Origin of the sequence: Streptomyces sp. NPDC057445, from assembly GCF_042802855.1 — a bacterium.
In the GTDB taxonomy this organism is placed as follows: Bacteria; Actinomycetota; Actinomycetes; order Streptomycetales; family Streptomycetaceae; genus Streptomyces.
Window position 1 is genome coordinate 13,882 of record NZ_JBHVDH010000031.1, and the last position, 25,151, is coordinate 39,032.

A 25,151-nucleotide genomic window follows, 5' to 3' on the forward strand; every position below is an offset into this window, starting at 1 on the left:
CGGTCGTTTCCGTGCCGCCAACCTAGCGCCGGAGCCGCCCCGGCACCCGGCGCGACCCGAGGTAACACCTTCTCAGCTTGCCCTTTACAGGATTTAGACGCCGCTGGACGACCGTTTTTCCCAGATTCGCTCGCATTGGGGATCCCCGGTCACTGGTAACACGTCAAACAACCCTCTTATCGGGCTCCCCAACCAGCACATCGTGGGCTTAACTTATGTGCCATGACCTCCCCCCGCTCCACCTACGGTGGCGGTTACTACACCGCGCCGTCGTTCCCCGACACCCCGATCTACGACTCCCTGGTCGCTGAGCGGGGCACGCCTCAGATCGCCCCGATCCGAGTGCCTTCCGCATACGACACCATGGGCAGCTATCTGCCGGCGCTGCCCGCGGCCCTGCCCGCCCTCCCGGCGGCTCCCTCGCAGCCCGCTCCTTCCTATCCCTCGTACGGATACCCGCAGCCGATGCAGCAGCCCGTTCCGCTGCAGCAGGCGCCCGCGCCGTACATCCCGCAGCAGCCCACCGGCCCCCGTGGCTATCCGGGCGCCCAGCCGGGGCCCGCACCCCGTCCCATGGTGACCGGATACGAGGCGATGCGCCCCGCCGCGGGACCGCGTCCGATGCCCGCTCCCGCTCCGTACGAGGACCCGTACAACCGCCCCTACCAGGGCGGCGGGTACTGACCGGACAATGACCGGCGGACAATGACCGGCAGACACTGAGCGGCGGGCAGCAGACGGCGGGCGGTGGAGGCAGCACGGCCGAGGTCACGTCCCGACGGGCGGCCCAGCGACATGGGCACCGCTCGGCGGGATGCGAGGCGCGGCTGGCAGGATGGCTGTATGCCCACTCCTGTGCTCCGCTCCGTCCACGTCTACCCCGTCAAGTCGGTCGCGGGCCACGCACCGGATTCGGCCGTCGTGGAGCCGTGGGGACTCGCCGGTGACCGCCGCTGGATGCTCGTCGACGCGACGGGCCGCGCCGTGACACAACGCCAGCACGCCCGGCTGGCGTTGGCCGCCGCCGAGCCGTCGACGGACGGCGGGATCCGGCTGTCCGCACCGGGGCAGGAACGGCTGACCGTGGCGGTGCCCGAGCCTTTGGGCACTTCCGTCGTGGAGCTCTTCGGGGAGAAGGTGGAGGCGGTGCCCGTCGGCGCCGCCTCCGACGAATGGTTCAGCACGTTTCTCGGCGCACCGGTCCGGCTGGTGCATCTCGACGATCCGGCACACCGCCGTCCGGTCGATCCGGACTTCGCGCTGCCCGGCGAGACGGTCTCCTTCGCCGACGGCTTCCCCCTGCTCGTCACCTCCGTCGCGTCCCTCGACGCGCTGAACTCCCTCATCGCGCAAGGGGACCATCCGGACGAGGGCGCGCTGCCCATGAACCGCTTCCGGCCCAATCTCGTCGTGGACGGCACCGCACCGTGGGCCGAGGACGGCTGGCAGCGGATCCAGGTGGGCGAGATCGCCTTCCGCGTCGCCAAGCCGTGCGGGCGCTGCGTCGTGACGACCACCGACCAGCTGACTGCGGAGCGCGGCAAGGAACCGCTGCGTACGCTCGCCCGGCACCGCAGGTTCGGCGACCGGCTCGTCTTCGGCCAGAACCTGGTTCCGGAGCACCCGGGAAGCGTGAGCGTGGGAGACCCGGTCCGCATTCTCGGCTGAGTCACCGGAACGCCGGATCGCTCGGGGACCCGTCGCCGAGTCCGACGGCGCGCCGCTCTCCGGATCACTCGGCCAACCGTCCGGGCCCCGGGCGGGCTCAGAAAGCGGCCCGGCACCGCATGTCGGACGCGGGTGTCGGTCCCCGAATCGCCGGACGGGATCCCATGGAGCGCCGTCCGACAGCCGCAGACCGGGCACGCACCACCTTGGAACGCCGGGGCCGGCGTACGTCCTGCCGGGCGCTCGGCATCCGGGTCCCGATCAACCCAACCACCCCACCGCCTCGCCCGTCTCCCGGGGAACCCGCGTCTGCGGCCTGCTCGTCGGGGAGCGGTACGGGTGTGAATGCTCTCTCCCGGTGAACACCCGCGCCGGCCGTGCCGTAGAAGGTTGTGACGGACGCGCGAGGGAGTGCGGAACTGTGCGAGCGATCACGGGCATCTGGCGCTGGCGGCACAACCCCCTGTGCCGCGCCACCGATCTCCTCGAGGCATGGGCGGCGCTGACCGCCGCGCTGCTTCTGACCGTCGCCGCGCCTGCCGTCGGGTGGCTCTGCGGCGCGTTGGCCGACGACGCGCTCGGCGAGTCCGTGCGGGCGCAGCGTGCCGAACGGCACGTCACCACTGCTCGTGTGCTGGGGGCCGCCCCCGGGCCGGAGAACTCCCTCGGTGGCGATCCGGATCCGGCGGAACGCCGGGGCCGCCGGCTGGTGGTCGCCGAGTGGACCGGCGTGGACGGCGGCCGGAGGAGCGGCATGGTGGTCACGAGCGCGCGGACGGCCGACCCGGGGGACGCTTTCCGGATATGGACGGACGATCGCGGCAATCACGTCAATCGCCCCATGGAGCCGGGCACCGCGCGGGCGCACGCCGCGCTCGCCGGCCTCACCGCGGCGGCCGCCACGGCCGGGGTGGTGGAAGCCGGACGGCGTCTGTTCGTACGGCGGCTGATACAGCGGCGGTACACGCGCCTCGACCGTGCGTGGGCGAAAGCCGGTCCCGACTGGGGCCGTACGGGCACGGGCAGCTGACCGGTCAACTGCCGCCCTCCGCGCGCGCTACGGTGGTGCGACGCCCGGCACAGCGGGCGACGGCAGAGGTAACCGACGAGGTGGGGGCAGAGCAGCACCATGGCACAGGGCACGGTCCAGGTGACGCACACCGGCACGTCGCGGTGGCGGCGCCGCACAGGCGAGTACGCCTCCCTTGCCGCAGCCCTCGAGGCCGCCGGTGACGGTGACATCCTCACCGTCGCCCCCGGGACCTACCGGGAGAACCTGGTGGTGCAGCGCGCCGTGACCCTGCGCGGGACAGAAGGGTCCGTCGGATCGGTGCGGATCGCCCCGCCCGAGGGTGTTCCGCTGACCGTGCGCGCCTCCGCGACCGTACAGGACCTCCATGTCGAGGGTCAGGACACCGCGGCCCCCGCGCTGCTCGTCGAGGACGGCACGCCGGAGCTGATCGATCTGCGGATCGTCACCCGGTCCGCCGCGGGGATCGAAGTGCGAGGCGCGGCGCGGCCGACGGTGCGCCGGTGCACCGTCGACAATCCGGCCGGTGTCGGGATCGGCGTACTGGACGGCGCGGGCGGCGTGTTCGAGGAGTGCGAGGTCGTCTCGGCCGGGCAGTCCGGCGTATCGGTGCGCGGGGGCGCCCATCCTCGGCTGGAGCGCTGCAAGGTGCATCACGCCTCGGGTTCGGGGCTGAGTGTCACCGGCGAGGGGAGCGCGCTGGAGGCGCTCGGCTGCGAGGTGTACGAGATCAAGGGCGCGGGCGTGCAGATCGCCTCGCGCGCCACCGCCCATTTCACCGACTCCAGCGTGCACCGCACGTCCTCCGACGGCATCACCCTCGACACGGACGCGGTGCTCACGCTCTCCGACTGTGACATCCACGACGTCCCCGAGAACGCGGTGGACCTGCGCTCCCGTTCGGTGCTCACGCTCACCCGGTCGACCGTACGGCGGTTCGGCCGCAACGGACTGTCGGTCTGGGACCCGGGCACCCGGGTGGACGCCAACCAGTGCGAGATCCACGACAGTACGGGCGACTATCCGGCCGTATGGGTCAGTGACGGCGCAACCGCCGTTCTCGACTCCTGCCGCGTGCACGACGTTCCGGACGCGCTCTTCGTCCTCGACCGCGGCTCGCGGGTCGACGTCGTCGACAGCGATCTCTCCCAGGTGCGCAACACGGCGGTGTCGGTCAGCGACGGAGCCACGGCCCAGCTCGACGACTGCCGTATCCGGGAGGCTTCCACCGGCGCGTGGTTCCGTGACCACGGCAGCGGCGGAACGCTGAGCAACTGCACCATCGACCAGGCGCAGACGGGTGTGATCGTCACCAAGGGAGCCGATCCCTCGATCGAGCGCTGCACGGTGACCTCCCCGGCGGAGGCCGGCTTCTACGTGTCCGCGGAAGGCCGCGGCACGTTCCACGGCTGCCGGGTGACCGGCAGCGCCGGCTACGGCTTCCATGTGATGGACGGGTGTCGTACGACGCTGACGCGCTGCCGCACCGAGCGCTGCGCGCGCGGGGGTTACGAGTTCCCCGAGGAGGGGCTGGTCGTGGAGGAGTGCACCAGCGACGAGAGCGGTGTACGCACGGCGCCGCAGCAGACCCCGGCGGTGCTGACGGCGACCAGGCCGGACTCTCCCGGGCTGCTCGGTTCGATCCCCGGGCAGCGCGCGTCCGAACCCCTGCCCGTGCCCGGGCCCGGGCCCGCAGCCGGTGCGGCGCCCGTCGCCCCGGTCCGCAGCCCGGACGCCGTCCTCGGCGAACTCGACGCGCTGGTGGGCCTGGAGAGCGTCAAGCGCGAGGTCCGTACCCTCACGAACATGATCGAGGTCGGCCGGCGGCGGCAGGAGGCAGGGCTCAAGGCGGCGTCCGTGCGCCGCCATCTGGTCTTCACCGGCTCCCCCGGCACGGGAAAGACGACGGTGGCGCGGCTCTACGGGGAGATCCTGGCGTCGCTCGGGGTGCTGGAGCGGGGGCATCTCGTCGAGGTGTCACGGGTCGACCTGGTCGGCGAGCACATCGGGTCGACCGCGATCCGTACGCAGGAGGCGTTCGACCGGGCGCGCGGCGGGGTCCTCTTCATCGACGAGGCGTACGCGCTCTCCCCCGAGGACTCCGGGCGGGACTTCGGCCGCGAGGCCATCGACACGCTGGTGAAGCTGATGGAGGACCACCGGGACGCGGTCGTGGTCATCGTCGCCGGGTACACGGCGGAGATGGAGCGATTCCTGAGCGTCAACCCCGGTGTGGCCTCACGTTTCTCACGCACCATCACCTTCAGCGACTACTTGCCGGACGAGCTGCTGCGGATCGTGGAGCAGCAGGCAGAAGAGCACGAGTACCGCCTCGCCGACGGGACGGCCGAGGCACTGCACAAGTACTTCACCGCGCTGCCCAAGGGCCCCGCGTTCGGCAACGGCCGTACCGCGCGGCAGACCTTCGAGTCGATGGTGGAGCGGCACGCGGGCCGGGTCGCCGGGCTCACCGAGATGAGCACCGACGATCTGACCCTGCTCCATCCGGAGGACCTGCCCGAACTGCCCTGAGGCGGGCGGCCGGACGCGGCCCGCTCCCGCGGTGTCCGTCAGTCCCCCGCACCGGCGCGCTGGTGCGGCAGCGCGGGCGGCAGCCGGTCCAGCAGTTCCTTGCGTTCCTGCGCGAAGGCCGGATCGGCCTGGTAGTCCGAGTGCCCGAGGATCGGCTCCGGCAGCGGATGGGTGTCCGTACGCCCGTACACCACCGGGTCTTTGAGTGCTTCCCTGTCGACCTCGGGTCTGCCGTCCTCTGCGGGGAGCCGGAGCGGCCCGCCGATCGGGTCCGTGTGCCGCCACAGATTGCGCCAGCAGTGCAGTTCCTGATGGAGCACGCGCAGTTGGGCGGGCCCGAAGTAGGCCGGGAACCAACGGCCGTAGAGCCGCTCCAGCGGTGATCCGTAGGTGAGCAGGGCGACGCGGCGCCGGATGGCGGGAGGCAGCTGCCAGACCGCGGCTGCCGCGAGCACACTGCCCTGGGAGTGCCCGGAGATGACGAGCCGTCCGCCGGTGCTGCCCGTCCAGGAGGCCATCCGCCAGGTGAGGTCGGGTACGGCACGTTCGGCGTAGCAGGGCGGGGCGAAGGGGTGCGCGGCCCGTGGCCAGAACGTACCGACGTCCCAGAGGATGCCGATCGTACGGCGGGCGGCGGCGTCCCGGTACGCCCGTCTCCCCCAGGTGACGAAGAGTATGAAACCGAGCCCGATCAGCCACGAGCCGAGCGTCTGGGCGGCATCGGCCGCGGCTTCCACGACCGGGTGGGCGCGGTCGAAGGTTTCCCCGAGGACCTCGCCGCTCGCCCATGCTCCGGCCACCGAGCCGGCACCGAGCAGCAGGGTGGCCGTACAGAGGATGCCGATGACGGTGGGGGCCGCGTCGGTGAGACCCGCCCTCGCCCTCGTCCCGGCGATCCGCCGGGTACGGACCTCGTCGGGTCGCTCGTGCTCGTAGTCCCCCTCGACCTCGAGCGCGAGGGCACGCGCCGTGCGCCACGTCCGCACCCCGAGCACGGCGAGCGGGGCGAGCAGCAGGAACAGCAGGACCGGAATGACGGACGCCTGCCAGCTGAGCAGCACGGGCGGCCCGACGATGGGCCCGCGGCCCACTCCGGGCGTGCCGGGCCCGTCCAGCCAGTCGGCGACGCGCTGGGCGACACCACCGGTCATGACGCCGCCGAGGGCGCAGGCCAGCAGCGCGACGGCCGGACCTCCCAAGCCGTGCATGGCGGTGCGGGGGTGCCGCACCCGGCGGTGGAGGACGTGCGCGGTGACGGCCATTGCGACGATCATGCCGCCCTGGGCGAGGGTGAGGATCCGGAAGGCGGCGTCACCGGGGAGCGTGCCGTGGGACACCCAGCCGGGCCGTGACCAGGAGGCGTACAGCATCGCCAGGGCGAGCAGGGCGAGGGAGACGCCGGGCAGCCAGCCGACCAGAGCACGGTCGACGCGGTTGTCGGTGACGTTCTCGCTTCGGCCCCGGCGGAACACGATCGCGACGACGACTGTGGCGACGACGGTGAGTACCACCTCCAGGGCCCGCCCCGCGAGGTCCAGCGCGAGGACGTCCGCGCCCCGGTCGTGGCGGGCCGCGGCTCCGGTGACGGCGGCCGCGACGACGAGGAACCCGGCGGCGGTGTGGGCGGCACGCAGCCGGGCGACGATGCGGCGGCCGTACCAGAAGCCGGGGCGGCCGAGTGCGGGGCGGACGGCCGGGCGACGGATGCCGCCGTCGCTCGCGCTGTCGCTTTCCCTGTGGGCGTCGCCGGCGCCGCCGTTGCCGGGGCGGCTCGCGCCGTCGGTGCCTGGGCCGGACCCGGACGCAGTGTGGGGGGTCGCAGCTTCCTCAGCGCCCGCGCAGGCGCTCGCCGCCCGCCCGTACTGCCCGTGCGCCGTCGTGGTGCCGGGTGGCCGCTGGGACTCGTACGCGCTCCATGTGCGGTTGGAGAGATACCACAGCAGGCCCACCAGTCCGGCCGGTACGAGCGCCGCGAGCGAGAGGCGGCGGCCCGGCTGGGCCCACCACCCTTCGTGGGCGGCGGAGAGGAAGCCCAGCCAGGAGCGGTTGGCAGAGCAGGGGGCCGAACCCGCGCACTGCCAGGCCGTGAGATCGAGCGCCACCTCGCAGGCGGCGGCGGTGAGCAGCGCGGTGAGACTCAGCGCCACGAGCCGTACGAGCGTCCCGTAGAACCTCACCGCCGTTGTGGGGCCCTTGGTCGTCGGGCGCATCCAGTGCGCAAGGTTGACCACCATGAACGGCAGGAGCAGCAGCCAGAGCGCGCGGGCACCGTTGCCCGAGGTGAGGTTGGACCAGCAGTACGCCTCGGGCACCGGCCCGCCCTCGTAGCGCTCGGGGTGGCCCTCGGCCCCGGCGTCCTCGAGGCGCCGGTACACGGCGGCGGTCGCGTCGCCGGTGATCCGGACGGTGCGGGGATCGCCGAGCATGTCCTGCGGGGTGGCTCCGCCGACGCCGTGCACCAGTAACTCGAGTGCAGCGCCGCCGCTCCGCGGGACCGGGGCAGAGGCCGGGACCGGGGCCGGGGCAGAGGCCGGGTCCGGGACACGGTCCGGGACGGCGCCCTGGGCCTCGTCCGGGACGGGAGTGGCAGGCGGCACTTCTCTGGCTCGCTCTCTGCTGGGAGGATCGGCGGCGCGCGACCAGAATCCCGGATCACGGCCTCCGTCCGCGCGGCTCTCACGGAATCTCCCCTCTCCCGGCGCGAACCGACCGTGGCAGGATGAGAAAGCCCGGTGAGCAGCGGTGATACGGCGAGGCGTAGCGGAAGGACAGGCTCCGGCGGTGAGCGACAATCAGAACCTCCTCGCGGAACAGCGGCGCGCCCTGATCCTCGACGAGGTACGGAGGCGCGGCGGCGTCCGGGTCAACGAGCTCACCCGGAAGCTGAACGTCTCCGACATGACCGTGCGCCGCGATCTGGACGCCCTTGCCCGCCAGGGGGTCGTCGAGAAGGTGCACGGCGGCGCGGTGCCGGTCGGGGCGAGCACGCACGAGCCGGGCTTCGAGGCCAAGTCGTCACTGGAGCTGAGTGCCAAGGAGGACATCGCGCGGGCGGCGGCGGTGATGGCCGTCCCGGGCAGCGCGATCGCCCTGTCGGGCGGCACGACGACCCACGCGCTGGCCCGGCATCTCGTCGACGTCCCCGATCTGACGGTGGTGACGAACTCGGTGCGGGTCGCCGATGTCTTCCATACGGCGCAGCGGGCGGGCGCGGCAAGCGGTCAGCGGAACGCGGCGGCGACGGTGGTACTCACGGGCGGTGTGCGTACACCGTCGGATTCGCTGGTGGGCCCGGTCGCCGACCAGGCGATCCGTTCACTCCACTTCGACGTGCTCTTTCTCGGGGTACACGGCATCTCGGCCGAGGCGGGCCTTTCGACACCGAATCTCGCGGAGGCGGAGACCAACCGCCGCTTCGTCCGGTCGGCCCGGCGGGTGGTCGTCGTGGCCGACCACACCAAGTGGGGGACGGTGGGACTGAGTTCGTTCGCCCGGCTGGAGGAGGTGGACACGCTCGTCACGGATGCGGGGCTGCCGGCCGGGGCGCGCGAGGAGATCGCGGAGCGTCTGCCGCATCTGGTGGTGGCCGGCGAGTCTTCCGGAATCCCCAAGGAGTGACCTGATGGCAGTGTTCCGGGTCGTGCGTACCACACCGCTTTCCGTGGACCAGGCATGGCGGCGGCTCACCGACTGGCCCGGGCACGCGGCGCACGTGCCGCTGACACGGATCTCGGTGCTGACGCCGGAGGCTTCGGGCGAGGGCACCTGCTTCGTCGCCCGTACCGGACTGGGCCCCCTCGCCGTCGACGATCCCATGGAGGTCGTGCGCTGGGAGGTTCCGGGCCCGGGGCGCCCGGGCCGCTGCCGACTCGAGAAGCGCGGGCGGACCATCATGGGCTGGGCCGAGATCGAGGTGCGGGAGAGGCCTCTCGGGACGCGGGTGACGTGGGTGGAGGAGCTGCGCGTACGGCGACTGCCCCGGGCCCTCGACCTCGTGCTGGCCAGGGCGGGGCGCCGGGTGTTCGGCCGGGCGGTGGACGGCTTGTTGTCCACCGGCGCCGGGCCCCGGTCCGCGTACCGGCACGGCAGCGGCTGAGCCGCCCGCGCCGCAGCGGGTGCGGCGCGCCGGTGGCCGGAACCACGCTGGGCCGGAGCCCCCGTGGCCCGGGGCGGACGCCAGGGCCACCGGGACAGTGCCCATCTGATGGTCGGACAGCTATGGTGTCCCGGCTCCGTCTTCCGCCCCGGTCTTCTGCCCCGTCCCAGGAGGAACGGCCTCATGCCACACCGATTGAACCCCGTGCCGCTCGACTTCGTGCATTCCGCGCCGGTGCGCCTCGTTTTCGCGACCGGGGTGAGGGCCGAACCGTCGGCCGTCTTCCGTGCCCTGGCCGAGGATGTCGAGGGGTGGCCCTCCTGGTTCAGGGCGATCACCGCGGCCCGGCCGACGGACGGGGGCGCCGGCCGGGAGGTCCGGCTGATCGGCGGCACCCGGTTCCGCGAGACGATCATGGCTGCGATACCCGGCGCCCGGTACGCGTACCGCGTGGACGAGACCAACGTGCCCGGCGTGCGCGCCATGCTGGAGGACTGGCGGCTCACACCTTCCGGATCCGGTACGGGCGTGCAGTGGACGATGGCGGCCGACGGACCTGTGCCTGTCCGGGTCGCGCTGCGGCTGGCGAGGCCAGGAGTCGGTCATGCCTTCCGTGACGCGATGCGCGGCCTCGACCGCCGCCTCGCGTCGGGGGCCGTGTAGCGGCGTGGGTCAGTCCGGCCACACGCCGCTGTCGAGGAAGCGGTCGATCGCTTCGCTGTACGGCGTGATGTCAAGGCCCTGTCCGGCCAGCCAGTCGTCCGAGTAGTACTTGTCCAGGTAGCGGTCGCCGGGGTCGCAGATCAGTGTGACGACGCTGCCCCGCCGTCCCTCGGCCACCATCTCCGCGACGATCTTCAGTGCGCTCCACAGCCCTGTGCCGGTGGATCCGCCCGCCTTGCGGCCGATGGACCGCTCCAGGGCGCGGACGGCGGCGACGGTCGCCGCGTCCGGGACCTTCATCATCCGGTCTATGGCCCCGGGGACGAAGCTGGGTTCCATGCGCGGGCGGCCGATGCCCTCGATGCGCGAACCGCAGTCGCTGGCCGCCAGGGGATCGTCGCGGGTCCAGCCGTCGAAGAAGCAGGAGTTCTCGGGGTCGGGGACGCAGACCATGGTGTCGTACTGCATGTAGTGCACGTAGCGGGCGATGGTCGCCGATGTACCGCCCGTACCGGCGGTCGCGACGATCCAGGCGGGCTCCGGGTAGCGCTCCAACTCGAGCTGCTGGTAGATCGATTCGGCGATGTTGTTGTTCCCGCGCCAGTCGGTGGCCCGCTCGGCGTAGGTGAACTGGTCCATGTAGTGGCCGCCGCACTCCACGGCGAGCGCCGCGGACTCCTCGTACACCTTCATGGGGTCGTCCACGAAGTGGCACTGCCCGCCATGGAATTCGATCAGACGGCACTTCTCGGCGCTGGTGGTGCGGGGCATGACGGCGATGAACGGAACACCGATCAGTTTTGCGAAGTACGCCTCCGACACGGCGGTCGAGCCGCTGGACGCCTCGATCACCGGCCTGCCGGGCCGGACCCAGCCGTTGCAGAGTCCGTACAGGAACAGCGAACGGGCCAGCCGGTGCTTGAGGCTGCCCGTGGGGTGCGTGGACTCGTCCTTGAGGTAGAGGTCGATCCCCCACTGCTCGGGCAGCGGGAAACGCAGCAAGTGAGTGTCCGCCGAGCGGTTCGCGTCGGCCTGCACCTTGCGTACGGCCTCCTTCAGCCACCTTCGGTATTCCGGATCGCTTCGGTCCACATCGATGGTGGCCATCGCCTCGTACGTGCTCATGCGCCCCGCTCCTCACTTTGTCGGGTCCACTCCCCACTGCCACCATAAGCCCCTCACCTGCACAAACGTTGACTTTGGGGTTCCATAGCAACTTCTTGTGGGAGGCAGCCGGAATGTGCCCTGGTGTCGGTGCGGTTACGTCGGCACACTGAGGTGCAGGAGCAGGCGCGAAGGGGGCGGCGGCCATGCACGAGCCCGAGTTCAACGCCACTGGTGTCCGTATCGAGCGGTGGCCCCGCTCGCTCACCAAGGCGGGTCAAGTCCTCATCGAGGACGGCCGTCTCGCGCTGCTGACCAGCTACGGCCGGGTGATCGACAGTGCGCCGGTCCAGGCCGTGCAGGCCGGAAAAGCCTGGTTCACGGGCGGCGGCAGCACGGTCGCGACGGTCAACGGGACGCGCTACCGGCTGACCATGGACCGTCCCGGACGGGGAGCAGACGGCCGCCCGCTCGACGGTACGGCGCTGGCGGTGCGCTTCCTTGACGTGGTGCACAGGGCCGGGGGCAGCCGGGGCTGACATGTGCGCGCCCGTGTGACCGGACACGGGCGGCGTCCGCGCCCCAAGGGCGAACGAGTGGGACACGCATGCCCCGCCGCGCGGCCCGCGCAACCTGAGAGACGAATGTACGCGGAGTTGCGAAGTCGTCACCCCTGGTTCACGCTTGACTACATCACTCAGGGTTCACCGGCGGTAACAGTGTGACCCAGCCCGCCGGCGCCAACAGCAGGCAGCCGACTGCTGGATCCGTTCCTTCGTCTTCTTCCGGACCTATTTCGGGGAGTCGCAGCCGTGATCAGCGAGGCAAGCAGGCATTGCAGGGTGGAGCTCCAGGCCCTGCCCATGCGGATCGGTCAGGTCCGCAGAATCGTGTCGGCGCAGTTGCGTTACTGGCATCTCGATCCGTTGATCGACCATGCGGCGCTCGGCGTCACGGAGTTGCTGACCAATGTCCACCGGCATGCCGAGCCGGACAAGCTGTGCACCGTCGAGATAGAGCTGCTGCTCGACCGGCTCACCATCTCGGTGCACGACCACGACCCGCGGCTGCCCGAGGTCGGTGCCACGGGACCGCTCGAGACCACGGGTCGCGGACTCGCCCTGATAGAGGCGGTCAGCGAGAGCTGGGGCGTGCTGCCCAAGGGCGCTGACGGCAAGGTCGTGTGGTTCACCCTCCCGACGACGGTGCCCATGACATCGAAGCTCGCCTACGCGGCTGCCTCGCGCTACGGGCAGACGGCGGGTGCGCCTCTCACGGTCGGTGGTCCCGTTGCGGCGGGCACAGCTTTCGCCGACGCCGGGGCCGGGCGGGCCCACGAGCCGCGTACTCCCGCCGTGGTCCGGTCACCGGTTGCGCACTGACCGGACCGGACCGACGGCCGGGGTGGGAACGGAACGGCCCTGGGGTGGCAACGGAACGGCGCAGGAGGCGGGGGCGCGCGGCAGGAAAGGGATCAACGGCCGGGGCCGTCGCTCTCATTCGCCGCGATCGCCCGCAGCACGTCGAGACGGGCCGTCCGGCGTGCGGGGCCGGAACCCGAGGCCCCATGATCGCGATGAAGCGGCCGGCCGGGATTCCGACGCTCACCCGTCCAGGGCCCTGATCTCCGCGTCGCCCCCGCCGTAGATCTTGACGGCGTCCACGACGCGGGCGGCGGTACGGGTGGCGGTGGTCGCGGTGGTCATGCGCGGCTTCCCTTGGCCGGGCGTCCGAACCGCTCGTCGAGAACGGACAGCCTGCGCCAGTACTCGTCCTCGTCGATCTCGCCGGAGGCGAAACGGTGGCCGAGCGGCCCGGGTCGTCGTACAGCCGGTGGCACCGGGAGTACCACTCCGGGAGTACGCAGGGCTCCTGACCCTGCTCCCGATCAGCTCTGGATTCTGTACCTACTGGTATGTACAGTGACAGCCATGAGCACTCCGGAGCGTCTGATAGAAGCCACCCGCGAGCTGCTGTGGGAGCGGGGTTACGTGGGCACCAGTCCCAAGGCGATCCAGCAGCAGGCCGGCGCCGGGCAGGGCAGCATGTACCACCACTTCACCGGTAAGCAGGACTTGGCGCTCGCGGCCATCCGGCGGACGGCCGAAGAGATACGCGCCCGGGCCGAGGGCCAACTCAACGGGCCCGGCTCGGCCTACGCGCGCATCTCGGCATATCTGCTGCTGGAGCGTGACGTGCTGCGCGGCTGTCCCATCGGCCGTCTGACGATGGACCCCGAAGTCATCAGCGACGACGAGCTGCGCGCACCGGTCGACACGATCCTCGACCAGCTGCGCGAGCGGCTCGAGGAAGTGGTCGAGGAGGGGCAGCAGCACGGCGAGTTCGCCGCGGGGCTCGTCCCTTCCCAGATCGCGGCACTGATCGCCGCGACCCTGCAGGGCGGTTACGTGCTCGCCCGCGCGGCCGGGTCGACGGCGGCGTTCGACGCGGCCGTCCGGGGCCTGCTCGCGCTGCTGGCTCCCCCGGCCCCGCACGAGGCATGAATCATTTCAGCGACGAAGGAGAGCGTTCCGGTGCACGCCATGCAGTACGAGATCACCCTGCCCGCCGGGTACGACATGGGGATCATCCGCAGGCGCGTCGCGACGAAGGGGAATCTGCTCGACAAGTTCCCCGGCCTCGGCCTCAAGGCGTATCTGATCCGTGAGCGCGCCGACGGCTCGGAGGTCAACCAGTACGCGCCCTTCTATTTGTGGGCCGCTGCCCGGGGTATGAACTCCTTCCTCTGGGGGCCCGGCTTCCAGGGCATCGTCAACGACTTCGGGCGGCCGGAGGTGCAGCACTGGACGGGACTGGCGTACGAGGAGGGACCGGCATCCGGATCGGTACCGATGAGCGCCACCCGCAGCCGCAGCCGTGTCGAGGGGGACGGAAGTCCGACCGGTACGGTCGAGCGCGCCCTCGATGCTCACCGCGAACTCGCGGACCGCGAAGGTGTGGTGGCGGCAGCGGTCGCCATCGATCCGAGGCACTGGGAGCTGCTGCACTTCACGCTCTGGGCGGACGAGCCCCCACGGGCCGACGGTGACCGCTTCCAGGTACTCCATGTGTCGGCCCCTCATCGCGGCGAACTCCCCCGGGGCAGATACTGGTGACCCGCCGGCTCGCCACCGGGCATCTGTTCAGCCGACGGGGATGAGCGTGAGCATGACGAACCCGAGCACTCCGCGGTAGCCGCGCAGCCAGCCGGCCCGGTGACGGTCCACCCGGTCCCGGGTCTCGGGGGCCAGGGAGTGCTCCGGGTTGGCGGCGAGCCACTCCTCCACGTCGGCGAGATAGCCGGACTCGAAGTGCTCCCACTCCTCCTCGGTCGCCGTCTCTGTCCATTCGATACGGAACCCGGCGTTGGTGGCCGCATCCGCCACCGCCGCGAGAGACACATGGTCGTCCTCGCGTGCACCCGGCCACATGGCGGCAAGCTCCTCGGGCGTGGGCGTGCGCTGCCAGAATCCCTCGCCGAACAGCACCCGGCCGCCCGGCGTCACCAGCGGACGCAGCGCCCGGAGCGCGGCTTCGGTGGCCGACAACGCCGGCATGTCACCGTCCGTCTCCCCGCCGTCGACCAGCGCCTGCCCCGAGCCCAGACACAGCACGACATCGGCCGGCCCTCGGGTGGTCCCGGTGGCCGACTCCTCCACGAAGTCGACACGCCCCTCGAGCCCACGCTCCTGCGCGTTGCGCCGGCCACGCTCGAGATCCGCGGTGGTCAGGTCGAGCCCGACCCCTTTGGCTCCCGGCGCCCCTTCCAGCAGCCGCAGCATCAACTCGCCCCATCCGCAGCCGATGTCCAGCACCGACTCAGGATCGTGCCGCCTCAGCCGGGTGACCAGTTGCGCGGCCCGCGCTTCGGAGAGCGGTCCATGGAAGGTGAGTCGGCTGAGCCGGGGCGGAAGAGCGCTGTCAGACATGGTGCGGACCGTACGGCAATCCGGCCGTACCCACACCTGAATTACGTTGACCGTCCCGGTGGCCCTTGGGACGCTTGACGGTTGGGGACCGATTCCGTCGCCACGCCGCCTCACCGCGATCAGGAGGTCCTGGGATGGGGGAACTGCACCCGCCGGTCGAGCCGTACGACCGAGGGATGCTCGACGTCGGCGACGGCAACCTCGTGTACTGGGAGGTCTGCGGCAATCCGGAGGGCAAACCGGCGCTCGTCGTCCACGGCGGGCCGGGATCCGGGTGCGGCCCCCGCGCCCGGCAGTACTTCGACCCCGGACCGTACCGGGTCGTCCTCTTCGACCAGCGTGGCTGCGGGCGCAGCACCCCGCACGCGAGCGATCCGGCGACCGACATGCGGCACAACACGACCGGCCGTCTGATCGCCGACATGGAGCGGCTTCGGGAGCACCTGGGCATCGAGCGCTGGCTGCTGTACGGCGGCTCGTGGGGCTCCACGCTGATCCTGGCCTACGCGGAGCGACATCCGCGGCGCGTGTCCGAGATCGTCATCCCCTCCGTCACCACCACACGGCGTTCGGAGATCGATTGGCTCTACCGCGGCGCCGGCCGGTTCTTCCCCGAGCAGTGGGAACGTTTCCTCGCCGGCGCCCCCGGCACAGCACGCGACGGTGACATCGTCGCGGCCTACGCGCGCCTGACCGAGCACCCCGACGCCGCGGTGCGGGCGAAGGCCACGGCCGACTGGTGCGCCTGGGAGGACGCGGTGCTGTCCGGGGAGACGAACGGCGCCTCCAACCCGTACGGGGACAGGCCCCCGGCCGAACAGCTCGCCCTGGTGCGGATCTGTGCGCACTACTTCTCGCACGGCGCATGGCTGGAGGAAGGCGCGCTGCTGCGCGATGCCGGCCGTCTGGCCGGCATCCCCGGCGTACTGATCCACGGCAGGCTCGACATCAGCAGTCCGCTCGCCACCGCGTGGGAGCTCGCCCGCGCCTGGCCCGACGCGGAGCTCACCGTCGTCGAGGACGCGGGACATCTGGGCGGCGGCGCGACGCGTGAGCACGTGCTGCGCGCCCTCGAGCGCTTCGCACACCGGTGACGGCCGTGCACCGGTGACGGCCCTGGATGAGGGATGTGTCTGCGGCCGCCGTCGTCCGTGTCAGGAAGGGCGGCCGGTCAGCACGGTCAGCGGATCGTCCAGGACCGGCTGCCAGGCCAGTTCCGCCGCACCCACCAGGCTGTTGTGGTCGAGGGTGCAGGGAAGGATGGGGACGCTGCCGCTGCGGCCCCAGAGACTGCGGTCGGCGACGACGGCACGGAGGCGTTCGGGGTCGGCGTCCAGGAGTTCGCGGTGGAGACCGCCGAGGATGATGCGGTCCGGGTTGAGGATGTTGACCAGGCCCGCGAGACCGAGTCCGAGACGGTCGACGAGCTCTTCGGCGGCGGCACGTACCGACGGGTCGTCGTACTCCGTGCGGAGCAGATCGCGGGACTGCTGGAGCAGGGACACCTCGGGGCCGGGATCACGGCCCGCGGCGGTGAGGAAGGCAAGAGGGTCGGCCTCGACGTCGAGGCAGCCGCGGCTGCCGCAGTAGCAGGGGCGCCCCTCGGGGTTGACGGTGAGGTGGCCGACCTCCAGGGCCAGGCCGGAACTTCCCGTGTGGAGGCGGCCGTCGAGAACGAGCGCGCCGCCGACGCCACGGTGGCCGGTGGCGACGCAGAGCAGATGCTGGGCGCCTCGGCCCGCGCCGTGGCGGTGCTCGGCGAGGGCGGTCAGATTCACGTCGTTGCCCGTGAACGCCGGTCCCGCGATGCCCGCCGCGCGCACACGTTCCGCGAAGATGTCGCGCACGGGGGCACCCGCGGGCCAGGCCAGGTGCAGCGGGTTGAGCGCGGTGCCCTCGGGTTCGGCCACGGCCGAGGGCACGGCGAGTCCGGCGCCCACACATCTGCGCCCCGAGGCACGCAGCAGTTCCACCCCGGCCTCGACGACCTCGCCGAGCACCTGGGCCGGGTCGGCGGAGACCGTGACGCAGCCGGGCGCGGTCGCGACGATCGTCCCGCCGAGCCCGACCAGCGCGGCCCGGAACCCGTCCGCGTGCACCTGCGCGGCCAGCACGACCGGACCCGTTTCTTCGACGGACAGCCGGTGCGAGGGGCGGCCCTGGGAACCGGCCGCGGCGGGCCGGGAGTCGACGCGGATCAGTCCGAGTGCCTCGAGTTCGGCGGCGACGGCGCCGGCAGTGGCACGAGTGACGCCGAGCTCGGCGGTGAGTACGGCACGGGTGGGCGCCCTGCCCGTGTGCACCAGTTCCAGCGCGGGGCCGAGCACGCTGCGGCCTCTCTCCAGCTTCGTCCGCGTGGTGGTCACCTTGCCGTTCATGGGGGCGAGTCTCCCATGATCCCGCGGGAAGACGGGCGGCCTGGTGGCCGGTCGGCGTTCGGCTGCGCGTCACGGGACGGCCGGTCGGCGTTCGTCCGCGTGTCATGGGGACGGCGGACAAGCCGGACGGCACGCATGTCACCGACGAACGCGCCGGAAGCACGCCACGGACCGGTACGCGAAGGAGCCGCAGAGTGGTCGGCCTACGGCTCCTTCTCAGCGGTGCCCGCTGTTTGTGCCGTGGACGGACACGCCCTATCCTGACTTTGTGCCGCTACTAAACAAACTGCGTACGGTCACTCCGGGGGGCTCCGGCGGAGATCCCGCCCCGCACTCCCTGACCCGCCTCCGCGCAGCCCTGACCGTCTTCTTCGCCCTCGACGGCTTCCTCTTCGCCGGCTGGGTGGTCCGCATCCCGTCCATCAAGCAGCAGACAGGCGCATCCGAAAGCGACCTCGGGCTCGCCCTGCTCGGAGTGTCCGCCGGCGCCGTCGTGACGATGACCCTGACCGGGCGGCTGTGCCGACGCCTCGGCAGCCACCCGGTGACCGTCGCGGCCGGGGTCCTGATGTCGCTGAGCATCGCCCTGCCGGCGCAGACGCATTCAGCGCTCGCGCTCGGCCTGGTACTCCTCGTGTTCGGCATCGCGTACGGCGGCATCAACGTGGCGATGAACAGCGCCGCCGTGGATCTGGTCACGGCACTGCGTCGGCCCGTGATGCCCAGCTTCCACGCCGCGTTCAGTCTGGGCGGCATGATCGGGGCCGGTCTGGGCGGACTGGTCGCCGCGGGCCTCTCCCCCACCACGCACCTCTGCGCCCTCACGGGCATCGGACTGCTCGTCACTGCGACGGCCGGCTCGGTGCTGCTGCGCCACCCTTCGCCCGCCTCGCCCGCCGCCGCTGACACCGCGCGGTCCGGCCCGGGAGCCCCGCCCGCCGAACGGGCACGGCTCACGCGCCGCACCCGTCGCCTGGTCACCCTCTTCGGCGTGATCGCGCTGTGCACGGCGTACGGGGAAGGCGCACTGGCCGACTGGGGCGCGCTCCACCTGGAGCAGGACCTGGGAGCGCATCCCGGTCTCGCGGCAGCCGGGTACTCGCTGTTCGCCCTCGCGATGACCGCGGGCCGACTCACGGGCACCACCATGCTGGAGCGGCTCGGCCAGACCCGGACCCTGGTCGCAGGCGGCACGACCGCCGCCGCGGGCATGCTGCTCGGCGCCCTGGCACCGAGCGCCTGGCTCGCCCTGCTCGGCTTCGCCGTGACCGGACTCGGCCTCGCGAACATCTTCCCCGTGGCGGTCGGCCGCGCGGGCGCCCTCGCCGGTGCCGCCGGTGTGGCCACGGCGTCCACGCTGGGCTATGGCGGGATGCTGCTGGGACCGCCGGCGATCGGCTTCCTCGCCGACTGGTTCTCGCTGCCGGCCGCCCTGACAACGGTGGCGGCGCTCGCGGGTGCGGCTGCCCTGATCGGGTACTCGGCTCGACGGGCCCAGGAACCTTCCGCCGATCACACGACGGCGGATCGTTTGGCGGCCGATCGCTAGGTACCGCCATCACTGGGCACCGCCGCGCCTAGGTCCCACGTTCGAGCAGCCGTACTCAGGAGCGCGCCCGGCGTCGGCACCACGAGGGACTGTTCGTGGAGCACGAGGACGCGTCGTTCGCGTGGGTGCTGCCGATGCTGCCGGCGGCGCCGACGATCGCCCTCTTCCTCACCACTGGCACAATGCCCCGCATGGAGACCTCGGAGCTCATCCAGCACCTCGCCGGGGAGGGCCGCTTGCTGGCCGCCGCCGCCGAGAAGGCGGGCCCGGACGCCGACGTACCCGTCTGCCCGGGCTGGCAGGTGCGCGACCTGCTGCGGCACACGGGCATGGTCCACCGCTGGGCAACGGCCTTCGTGACCGAGGGACATACGCAGTACCACCCGGACTCGGGTGAGCCGGACCTCGACGGCGACGAACTGCTGGGGTGGTTCCGGGAGGGGCACGGACGGCTGGTGGCGGCACTCACCGACGCCCCGGAGGACCTGGACTGCTGGAGCTTTCTGTCCGCCCCTTCGCCACGAGCCTTCTGGGCGCGGCGCCAGGCCCATGAGACCACCGTGCACCGCGCGGACGCCGAATCGGCGCTCGGTGACCCCGGTCCCGTAGCCACCGCGCCGGCGAGGGACGGCATCGACGAGCTGCTGTGCGCGTTCCACTCCCGCTCCAGGAGCCGGGTACGCACCGAGAACCCGCGGATCCTTCGGGTACGGGCCACCGACACGGACGACGTCTGGACCGTGCATCTTTCATCGGAGCCGCCGCGCACCGTGCGCACCACGGGCAACGGCGAAGGTCCGGCGGACTGCGAGCTGAGCGGCCCCGTCGACCGCCTCTACCTCACGCTCTGGAACCGGCTGCCGCACACCGCGGTGCGCATCAAGGGCGATGCGGAACTCGCGCGGCTGTGGCGCGAGAAGTCCCCCATCACCTGGTCCTGACCCCGGGCACCCGCCGCACGGTCACCGGGCACCCGCCGCACGTCTCCCGGGGCGGCGCTCAGCCCGATGATTGCTCCGCCAGCATCCGGGTCAGCACCGCACGCTGCAGCGGCAGCACCTCGGCATGGATCTCACGGCCCTTGTCGGTGAGCGCCACCCGCACACCGCGCCGGTCCTCGCTGCACATGCCGCGGGTCACCAGCCCGTCCTTCTCCAGCCGCGCCACCAGGCGCGAGAGCGCGCTCTGGCTCAGATGCACGCGTGCCGCCAGCTCCTGGACGCGGTACGAACAGCTGCCGTCCTCCGCCTTGCTCTCGGCCAGCACGTCCAGCACCTCGAAGTCGCTGGCGCCCAGACCGTAGGGATGCAGCTCGCGGTCGAGCTCGCACATCGTGCGCGCATGCAGCGAGAGCACATCCCGCCACTCCTCCACGAGCGCGCGCTCGGACTTCTTCGCTGCCATGACCGCACGTTAACCGAAGACCAATTTCATTGCAAGGGAATTAAATGCACTAGCAATCAATGCATGCGCATGTAGTGTTCCTCGCATGACCTCTCCGCTCAATGTCCCCGACGCGCAGGAGCGTTGGACGCCGCGGCTGTGGGGCACCCTCCTCGTGCTCTGCGCCGCGATGTTCCTCGACGCCCTCGATGTCTCGATGGTCGGGGTCGCCCTGCCCTCCATCGCCACCGACCTCGGCCTTTCCACCTCGGCCCTGCAGTGGATCGTCAGCGGCTACATCCTCGGATACGGAGGACTGCTGCTCCTCGGCGGCCGCGCCGCCGACCTCCTCGGCCGACGGCGGGTCTTCCTCATCGCTCTCGCCGTCTTCGCTCTCGCGTCACTGCTGGGCGGACTCGTCGACTCCGGGCCGCTGCTCATCGCCAGCCGCTTCATCAAGGGCCTGAGCGCCGCGTTCACCGCTCCCGCGGGGCTCTCCATCATCACGACGACCTTCAAGGAGGGCCCGCAGCGCAACCGTGCCCTGTCCATCTACACGACCTGCGCCGCCACCGGCTTCTCCATGGGCCTGGTCCTGTCCGGGCTGCTCACCGAGCTCAGCTGGCGCTGGACCATGCTGCTGCCCGCCCCGGTGGCCGTCATCGCGCTGATCGCCGGGCTGAGGCTGATCCCGCACAGCCCACGCGAACACACCCACCGCGGCTACGACCTGCCGGGCGCCGTCACCGGCACGGCCTCGATGCTGCTGCTGGTGTTCACCGTCGTCCAGGCACCCGAAGCGGGCTGGGCCTCCGCCCGCACGCTGCTGTCGTTCCTGGCCGTCGCTCTGCTGCTCAGCGCTTTCGTGGCGATCGAGCTGCGCTCCTCGCACCCACTGATCCGGCTCGGGGTGCTGCGCTCCGGCACCCAGATCCGGGCGCACCTCGGCGCCGCCGCGTTCTTCGGCTCGTACGTCGGCTTCCAGTTCCTGGTCACCCAGTACATGCAGTCGCTGCTCGGCTGGTCGGCGCTGCAGACCGCGCTGGCCTTCCTGCCGGCGGGTGTGCTGGTCGCGGTCTCCTCGACGAAGATCGGCGATGTGGTGGACCGCTTCGGTACACCACGGGTCATCGCCACGGGCTTCGCACTGCTGGTCGTCGGGTACGCGCTCTTCCTGCGGATCAGCCTCACCCCGCAGTACGCGGCGGTCGTCCTGCCCTCGATGCTGCTGCTCGGTGCGGCCTGTGCACTCACCTTCCCCTCGCTCAACATCCAGGCCACCAACGGTGTGGACGACAACGAGCAGGGCATGGTCTCGGGCCTGCTGAACACCTCGTTCCAGGTGGGCGGCGCGATCTTCCTGGCCGTCGTCACCGCGGTGATCACGGCGGGCGGCAGCGAGGGCGGCACCCCGCAGCAGGTCCTGGACAGCTTCCGCCCCGGGCTGGTGGTGGTCACCGCGATCGCGCTGGCCGGACTGCTCGTCACCCTGACCGGCATCCGGACCCGGCGCCCCGACCGGTCGGTGGTCGTCGCGAAGTCCGCGCCGGTCCGTGAGGACGCCGCCGACGAGCGCGTCGGCGCGCTCGACTGACGTATCGACACTGGGGGGCGGCGGCGTGCGGGGCGGTTGCCCGCGCGCCGCCGCGGCTGTGACACTCCCTGTCATGGGGGAACGTACACAGGCCGAGCGGGACGCGATCACGGTGGAGATCGGGTACGCCGTGTTCAGCGCGGCCCTGGCGGCGGCGCTGGTCTTCTGCGCGATCGCGGGACCGGCGCTCCTGCTCGATCCGCCCCGGACAGCGGCGAACGTCCTGCTGATCGCCGCAACCGCCGCGGCCACGGTCGTGTTCGTCGCCCGCATCGTCCATGTTCTGTGGCGATTTCCCCGCGCGGCCGCAAGCGCAGGTGACGGGCCCGGCAGCGGTCAGCCGAGCCAGCCGGGGCGGACGAGCCCCGACTCGTAGGCCAGCACGACCAGTTGGGCCCGGTCGCGGGCGCCCAGCTTCACCATCGTCCGGCTGACGTGGGTCTTCGCCGTGAGGGGGCTGACCACGAGGCGGCGGGCGATCTCCTCGTTGGACAGGCCCGTCCCGACGAGCGCCATCACCTCCCTTTCCCGCTCCGTGAGTTCGGCGAGGTTCTCGTCACCGGCCGGCGCCTTGGACCGGGCGGCGAACTCGGCGATGAGCCGGCGCGTGACGCCCGGTGACAGCAAGGCGTCGCCCTCGACCACCGCCCTTACCGCGCGCACCAGTTCCTCCGGCTCGGTGTCCTTCACCAGGAACCCGGAAGCTCCGGCGCGGATCGCCTCGAAGACGTACTCGTCCAGCTCGAAGGTGGTCAGCATGACGACCTTCACGCCGACGAGCGACTCGTCCTCCGTGATGCGACGCGTGGCGGCGAGACCGTCGAGAAGCGGCATCCGGATGTCCATCAGGACGACATCGGGCCTCAGTTCGGCGACCCTTCGCAGCGCCTCCTCGCCGTCCGCGGCCTCTCCGGCGACCTCGATCTCCGGCCGGGCGTCCAGCAGGGCACGGAACCCCGCCCGCACCAGCGACTGGTCGTCGGCGAGCAGAACCCGGATCACGGTGTCTCCTTCGGCTCGATCGGCAGCTCGGCGTGCACCCGGAAACCGCCGTCCGGGAGGGTGTCCGCCTCGATCGTGCCACCGAGCGCCGCGGCACGCTCCCGCATCCCGACGAGTCCACGGCCGGCGCCGCCCTCGTGCGTGCCGGTGGCCGGGCCGTCGTCGTCGATTCGGAGATCCAGGCGGCCGGTCGCGTAGCCGATCCGCACCCGAGCGGTTCGGGACCCCGAGTGACGCACGACGTTGGTCAGAGCCTCCTGCACGATCCGGAAGGCGGCGAGATCGGCACCGGGCGGCAGAGCCGCCTTCCGGCCCTCGGTGGTGACCTCCACGGTGAGGCCGGTCCCGGCCGCCTGCTGGACGAGTTCGGGAAGCTGGTCGAGTCCCGGCGCGGGGGCTCGCGGCGCGTCGCCGGGGGTGCGGAGCGTGTCGAGGACCTGTCGCACCTCCCCCAGGGCTTCCTTGCTGGCCGCCTTGATCGTGGTGAGGGCCGTACGGGCCTGCTCCGGGTCGGAGTCCAGCAGCGTGAGGCCGACGCCGGCCTGCACGTTGATGACGGAGATCGAGTGGGCGAGGACGTCGTGGAGTTCCCGGGCGATGCGCAGCCGTTCCTCGTCGGTACGGCGCTGCTGGGCGGCCGCCCGTTCGGCACGTTCCTTGGCCCACTGTTCCTTGCGGACGCGGGCCAGCTCGGCGAGGGCCAGGACGGCCACGACGAACATCGCGGAGGCCAGTTCCTGCCCCCACGCCACTGCCCGGTCCCCGGCCGGCGGCAGATACTCGTAGAGCCAGTGCCCGACCAGGAGATGGCCGGCCCAGAGCATGCCGACCGCGCCCCACGCCGCGTACCGGTGACCGGTGACGACGGCCGAGAACACCCCGACGGCCACGGTGGCGAGAACCGGACCGTAGGGATAGCCCGCGAGGAGGTAGCCGAGCGCGAGCGCGGAAACCCCGAAGACCACGGGAACCGGGTACTTGCGGCGCAGCAGCAGAAGCGCCGGACCGGCGAGCAGCAGTACGCGCGCCAGGGCGTCCACGGGCTCCCGGCCCGGCTGGTTCCGGGCCGCGAAACCCGATCCCACCATCACGAAGACGGCGAGGACGAGGGTCGACCGCCAGGGCAGCCGGGTGCCGTCCCACCACTCCTGCCGGTACCGCACCCAGGGCGGCCCGCCGTGTGCCCACGGTGGCCCGCCGCGCGTCCAGGGCCGGCCACCGTGGTGGTGGCGGGTGCGCTGCTCCTCATCCATACCGGCCACGCTAGACCGGGGCGCTCCCCGTGGGCGTCGGCCGGGCGCGGTGATCCCCCGTACTCTCTGCGCAGTACGCCGGGCCGGTCGGGCCCCGGGGAGACGGACGCTACGGAGTACGCGACAGAACGAGGCCGGCGTCGCGGGCGATGCGGGACACGGAGTGACCGAAGAAGGTGTCGCGGTCCTCCACGAATCGTGTGAACTGGCCGAACACCTCGAACGAGATGAGACCGAACACCTCGGCCCAGCCGGCGACCAGAGCGATGACCAGCGCCGGGGGGAGGTCGGGCGCGAGGCCGGCGGTCAGCCGGTCCGCCTCGGCACGGAGCTCGGCGGGCAGCGGCGCCGGGGCGACGCCGGGGCCGCGGTGGGCATCGCGGGCGATCGAGACGAGGACGAGGCCCACGCGCGAGGCGGGCCCCACGGTGGCCGGCGGGGCCGCGTAGCCGGGGATGGGGGATCCGTAGATCAGTGCGTACTCGTGGGGGTGGGCGAGCGCCCAGGCGCGCACGGCCGAGCAGACGGCGGTCCAGCGGGCGACGGGGGCCGGCTGTCCGGACGGCGCCGTGGCGTCCACGTCGGCGAGGGCACGCTCGGCGGCGGCGCCGATGGCGTCGTACGCATCGACGATGAGCGCGGTGAGCAGCTCGTCGCGGCTGGGGAAGTACCGGTAGAGCGCCGAGGACACCATGCCCAGTTCGCGAGCGACTGCGCGGAGGGAGAGCTTGGCCGCGCCCTCGGCCGCTAGCTGTCTGCGCGCCTCGTCCTTGATGGCGGCCGTGATCTCGCTCCGGGCCCGTTCCCTGACTCCTCGCACGGTGCTGCTCGCTCGGCTCTCACTGGTCATGCGAGACAGTGTGTCACGTTTCAGAGCAGTGACCAATGATGAGAGCAGTGCTCTTGCTTTGGATCGCCGTTCCGGTACACACTGCTCTTACCCGAGAGCACTGCTCTCTCAAGAGGCCAC

General features: G+C 71.8%; 24 protein-coding genes and 2 pseudogenes. 16 read left to right on the forward strand and 10 right to left on the reverse strand.

The annotated features are described in order from the left end of the window. Positions 1-222: 222 nt before the first annotated feature. The 4 genes from ACFU5O_RS34820 (at position 223) to ACFU5O_RS34835 (ending at position 5,230) form a co-directional block, all read left to right on the forward strand. Entirely contained in the window at positions 223-684 is a 462-nt protein-coding gene (locus ACFU5O_RS34820; RefSeq protein ID WP_384246536.1) for a DUF6643 family protein, read from the forward strand. A 159-nt stretch (positions 685-843) separates the two neighbouring features. Further along, the gene (locus ACFU5O_RS34825) at positions 844-1,668 is read left to right on the forward strand and encodes an MOSC domain-containing protein (RefSeq protein ID WP_384246537.1); all 825 of its coding nucleotides are present in this window, start codon (positions 844-846) and stop codon (positions 1,666-1,668) included. Between the two features lie 421 nt (positions 1,669-2,089). After that, positions 2,090-2,698, forward strand: a complete 609-nt coding sequence (locus ACFU5O_RS34830; RefSeq protein ID WP_384246538.1) for a hypothetical protein — start codon at positions 2,090-2,092, stop codon at positions 2,696-2,698. 99 nt (positions 2,699-2,797) lie between these two features. Beyond that, positions 2,798-5,230, forward strand: coding sequence for a right-handed parallel beta-helix repeat-containing protein (locus ACFU5O_RS34835; RefSeq protein ID WP_384246540.1), 2,433 nt, complete (start codon positions 2,798-2,800; stop codon positions 5,228-5,230). Positions 5,231-5,268: 38 nt separating this feature from the next. On the opposite strand, the gene ACFU5O_RS34840 is transcribed toward ACFU5O_RS34835, so the two are convergent. Then, complete coding sequence (locus ACFU5O_RS34840; protein ID WP_384246542.1) at positions 5,269-7,827, reverse strand: hypothetical protein; 2,559 nt, start codon at positions 7,825-7,827, stop codon at positions 5,269-5,271. A 184-nt stretch (positions 7,828-8,011) separates the two neighbouring features. Here ACFU5O_RS34840 and ACFU5O_RS34845 point away from each other — a divergent pair, with 184 nt between their 5' ends. From ACFU5O_RS34845 to ACFU5O_RS34855, 3 genes are all read left to right on the forward strand, one after another. Continuing rightward, positions 8,012-8,848 (forward strand): DeoR/GlpR family DNA-binding transcription regulator, encoded by an 837-nt coding sequence (locus ACFU5O_RS34845; protein ID WP_384246543.1) that lies wholly within the window; start codon positions 8,012-8,014, stop codon positions 8,846-8,848. Between the two features lie 4 nt (positions 8,849-8,852). Continuing rightward, positions 8,853-9,326 carry an SRPBCC family protein gene (locus ACFU5O_RS34850; RefSeq protein ID WP_384246545.1) on the forward strand — a complete coding sequence of 158 codons (474 nt, stop codon included), beginning with the start codon at positions 8,853-8,855 and terminating at the stop codon, positions 9,324-9,326. A gap of 183 nt (positions 9,327-9,509) precedes the next feature. Further along, positions 9,510-9,989, forward strand: coding sequence for an SRPBCC family protein (locus ACFU5O_RS34855; RefSeq protein WP_384246546.1), 480 nt, complete (start codon positions 9,510-9,512; stop codon positions 9,987-9,989). Positions 9,990-9,998: 9 nt separating this feature from the next. On the opposite strand, the gene ACFU5O_RS34860 is transcribed toward ACFU5O_RS34855, so the two are convergent. Further along, positions 9,999-11,114 (reverse strand): PLP-dependent cysteine synthase family protein, encoded by a 1,116-nt coding sequence (locus ACFU5O_RS34860; RefSeq protein WP_384246548.1) that lies wholly within the window; start codon positions 11,112-11,114, stop codon positions 9,999-10,001. Positions 11,115-11,299: 185 nt separating this feature from the next. Between ACFU5O_RS34860 and ACFU5O_RS34865 the strand changes: the two genes are divergently transcribed. Both ACFU5O_RS34865 and ACFU5O_RS34870 read left to right on the forward strand, forming a co-directional pair. After that, positions 11,300-11,632 carry a hypothetical protein gene (locus ACFU5O_RS34865; RefSeq protein WP_384246550.1) on the forward strand — a complete coding sequence of 111 codons (333 nt, stop codon included), beginning with the start codon at positions 11,300-11,302 and terminating at the stop codon, positions 11,630-11,632. A 273-nt stretch (positions 11,633-11,905) separates the two neighbouring features. After that, entirely contained in the window at positions 11,906-12,475 is a 570-nt protein-coding gene (locus ACFU5O_RS34870) for an ATP-binding protein (protein WP_384246552.1), read from the forward strand. 178 nt (positions 12,476-12,653) lie between these two features. On the opposite strand, the pseudogene ACFU5O_RS34875 reads toward ACFU5O_RS34870, so the two are convergent. Both ACFU5O_RS34875 and ACFU5O_RS34880 read right to left on the reverse strand, forming a co-directional pair. After that, positions 12,654-12,799, reverse strand: a pseudogene (locus tag ACFU5O_RS34875) (ABC transporter ATP-binding protein); the annotation flags it as partial. Beyond that, positions 12,796-12,903 (reverse strand): annotated as a pseudogene (locus ACFU5O_RS34880) (SHOCT domain-containing protein); the annotation flags it as partial. The pseudogenes ACFU5O_RS34875 and ACFU5O_RS34880, both read right to left, overlap by 4 nt. A 121-nt stretch (positions 12,904-13,024) precedes the next feature. Between ACFU5O_RS34880 and ACFU5O_RS34885 the strand changes: the two are divergent. Then, positions 13,025-13,597, forward strand: coding sequence for a TetR/AcrR family transcriptional regulator (locus ACFU5O_RS34885; RefSeq protein WP_384246554.1), 573 nt, complete (start codon positions 13,025-13,027; stop codon positions 13,595-13,597). A 30-nt stretch (positions 13,598-13,627) separates the two neighbouring features. Further along, entirely contained in the window at positions 13,628-14,209 is a 582-nt protein-coding gene (locus ACFU5O_RS34890; RefSeq protein ID WP_384246556.1) for a DUF4865 family protein, read from the forward strand. A 27-nt stretch (positions 14,210-14,236) separates the two neighbouring features. On the opposite strand, the gene ACFU5O_RS34895 is transcribed toward ACFU5O_RS34890, so the two are convergent. Next, positions 14,237-15,022, reverse strand: coding sequence for an SAM-dependent methyltransferase (locus ACFU5O_RS34895; protein ID WP_384246558.1), 786 nt, complete (start codon positions 15,020-15,022; stop codon positions 14,237-14,239). A 134-nt stretch (positions 15,023-15,156) separates the two neighbouring features. Here ACFU5O_RS34895 and pip point away from each other — a divergent pair, with 134 nt between their 5' ends. Then, complete coding sequence (gene pip / locus ACFU5O_RS34900) at positions 15,157-16,116, forward strand: prolyl aminopeptidase (RefSeq protein WP_384246560.1); 960 nt, start codon at positions 15,157-15,159, stop codon at positions 16,114-16,116. 60 nt (positions 16,117-16,176) lie between these two features. Here the strand turns inward: pip and ACFU5O_RS34905 are convergent, their stop codons facing one another. Then, entirely contained in the window at positions 16,177-17,400 is a 1,224-nt protein-coding gene (locus ACFU5O_RS34905; RefSeq protein ID WP_384246562.1) for an ROK family protein, read from the reverse strand. 268 nt (positions 17,401-17,668) lie between these two features. Here ACFU5O_RS34905 and ACFU5O_RS34910 point away from each other — a divergent pair, with 268 nt between their 5' ends. Beyond that, on the forward strand, positions 17,669-18,949 hold the full coding sequence (locus ACFU5O_RS34910; protein WP_384246564.1) for an MFS transporter: 1,281 nt from the start codon (positions 17,669-17,671) through the stop codon (positions 18,947-18,949). 191 nt (positions 18,950-19,140) lie between these two features. Further along, positions 19,141-19,890, forward strand: coding sequence for a maleylpyruvate isomerase family mycothiol-dependent enzyme (locus ACFU5O_RS34915; protein WP_384246593.1), 750 nt, complete (start codon positions 19,141-19,143; stop codon positions 19,888-19,890). Positions 19,891-19,948: 58 nt separating this feature from the next. Here ACFU5O_RS34915 and ACFU5O_RS34920 read toward each other — a convergent pair whose 3' ends face one another. Further along, positions 19,949-20,353: a MarR family winged helix-turn-helix transcriptional regulator gene (locus ACFU5O_RS34920; protein WP_384246566.1), complete on the reverse strand. Its 405-nt coding sequence runs from the start codon at positions 20,351-20,353 to the stop codon at positions 19,949-19,951. Positions 20,354-20,438: 85 nt separating this feature from the next. On the opposite strand from ACFU5O_RS34920, the gene ACFU5O_RS34925 reads away from it, so the two are divergent. Together ACFU5O_RS34925 and ACFU5O_RS34930 are read left to right on the forward strand one after the other, a co-directional pair. Continuing rightward, a complete protein-coding gene (locus ACFU5O_RS34925; RefSeq protein ID WP_384246568.1) occupies positions 20,439-21,926 on the forward strand; it encodes an MFS transporter in 1,488 nt (495 codons plus the stop codon). A 73-nt stretch (positions 21,927-21,999) separates the two neighbouring features. Next, on the forward strand, positions 22,000-22,302 hold the full coding sequence (locus ACFU5O_RS34930; protein WP_384246570.1) for a DUF6332 family protein: 303 nt from the start codon (positions 22,000-22,002) through the stop codon (positions 22,300-22,302). On the opposite strand, the gene ACFU5O_RS34935 is transcribed toward ACFU5O_RS34930, so the two are convergent. From ACFU5O_RS34935 to ACFU5O_RS34945, 3 genes are all read right to left on the reverse strand, one after another. Then, a complete protein-coding gene (locus tag ACFU5O_RS34935) occupies positions 22,263-22,928 on the reverse strand; it encodes a response regulator (RefSeq protein ID WP_384246572.1) in 666 nt (221 codons plus the stop codon). The genes ACFU5O_RS34930 and ACFU5O_RS34935 overlap by 40 nt on opposite strands. Then, the gene (locus tag ACFU5O_RS34940; protein WP_384246574.1) at positions 22,925-24,181 is read right to left on the reverse strand and encodes a sensor histidine kinase; all 1,257 of its coding nucleotides are present in this window, start codon (positions 24,179-24,181) and stop codon (positions 22,925-22,927) included. Before ACFU5O_RS34940 ends, ACFU5O_RS34935 begins: the two co-directional genes overlap by 4 nt. Before the next feature lie 109 nt (positions 24,182-24,290). Then, complete coding sequence (locus tag ACFU5O_RS34945; RefSeq protein ID WP_384246575.1) at positions 24,291-25,031, reverse strand: TetR/AcrR family transcriptional regulator; 741 nt, start codon at positions 25,029-25,031, stop codon at positions 24,291-24,293. Positions 25,032-25,151 lie beyond the last annotated feature (120 nt).

What these genes read in the sequence shown, in the direction of transcription:
- ACFU5O_RS34820 (WP_384246536.1), top strand. Translation starts at nt 223, where the DNA reads ATGACCTCCCCCCGCTCCACCTACGGTGGCGGTTACTACACCGCGCCG.
- ACFU5O_RS34825 (WP_384246537.1), top strand. Translation starts at nt 844, where the DNA reads ATGCCCACTCCTGTGCTCCGCTCCGTCCACGTCTACCCCGTCAAGTCG.
- ACFU5O_RS34835 (WP_384246540.1), top strand. Translation starts at nt 2,798, where the DNA reads ATGGCACAGGGCACGGTCCAGGTGACGCACACCGGCACGTCGCGGTGG.
- ACFU5O_RS34850 (WP_384246545.1), top strand. Translation starts at nt 8,853, where the DNA reads ATGGCAGTGTTCCGGGTCGTGCGTACCACACCGCTTTCCGTGGACCAG.
- ACFU5O_RS34855 (WP_384246546.1), top strand. Translation starts at nt 9,510, where the DNA reads ATGCCACACCGATTGAACCCCGTGCCGCTCGACTTCGTGCATTCCGCG.
- ACFU5O_RS34860 (WP_384246548.1), bottom strand. Translation starts at nt 11,114, where the DNA reads ATGAGCACGTACGAGGCGATGGCCACCATCGATGTGGACCGAAGCGAT.
- ACFU5O_RS34865 (WP_384246550.1), top strand. Translation starts at nt 11,300, where the DNA reads ATGCACGAGCCCGAGTTCAACGCCACTGGTGTCCGTATCGAGCGGTGG.
- ACFU5O_RS34885 (WP_384246554.1), top strand. Translation starts at nt 13,025, where the DNA reads ATGAGCACTCCGGAGCGTCTGATAGAAGCCACCCGCGAGCTGCTGTGG.
- ACFU5O_RS34895 (WP_384246558.1), bottom strand. Translation starts at nt 15,022, where the DNA reads ATGTCTGACAGCGCTCTTCCGCCCCGGCTCAGCCGACTCACCTTCCAT.
- pip (WP_384246560.1), top strand. Translation starts at nt 15,157, where the DNA reads ATGGGGGAACTGCACCCGCCGGTCGAGCCGTACGACCGAGGGATGCTC.
- ACFU5O_RS34905 (WP_384246562.1), bottom strand. Translation starts at nt 17,400, where the DNA reads ATGAACGGCAAGGTGACCACCACGCGGACGAAGCTGGAGAGAGGCCGC.
- ACFU5O_RS34915 (WP_384246593.1), top strand. Translation starts at nt 19,141, where the DNA reads ATGGAGACCTCGGAGCTCATCCAGCACCTCGCCGGGGAGGGCCGCTTG.
- ACFU5O_RS34920 (WP_384246566.1), bottom strand. Translation starts at nt 20,353, where the DNA reads ATGGCAGCGAAGAAGTCCGAGCGCGCGCTCGTGGAGGAGTGGCGGGAT.
- ACFU5O_RS34925 (WP_384246568.1), top strand. Translation starts at nt 20,439, where the DNA reads ATGACCTCTCCGCTCAATGTCCCCGACGCGCAGGAGCGTTGGACGCCG.
- ACFU5O_RS34930 (WP_384246570.1), top strand. Translation starts at nt 22,000, where the DNA reads ATGGGGGAACGTACACAGGCCGAGCGGGACGCGATCACGGTGGAGATC.
- ACFU5O_RS34940 (WP_384246574.1), bottom strand. Translation starts at nt 24,181, where the DNA reads ATGGATGAGGAGCAGCGCACCCGCCACCACCACGGTGGCCGGCCCTGG.
- ACFU5O_RS34945 (WP_384246575.1), bottom strand. Translation starts at nt 25,031, where the DNA reads ATGACCAGTGAGAGCCGAGCGAGCAGCACCGTGCGAGGAGTCAGGGAA.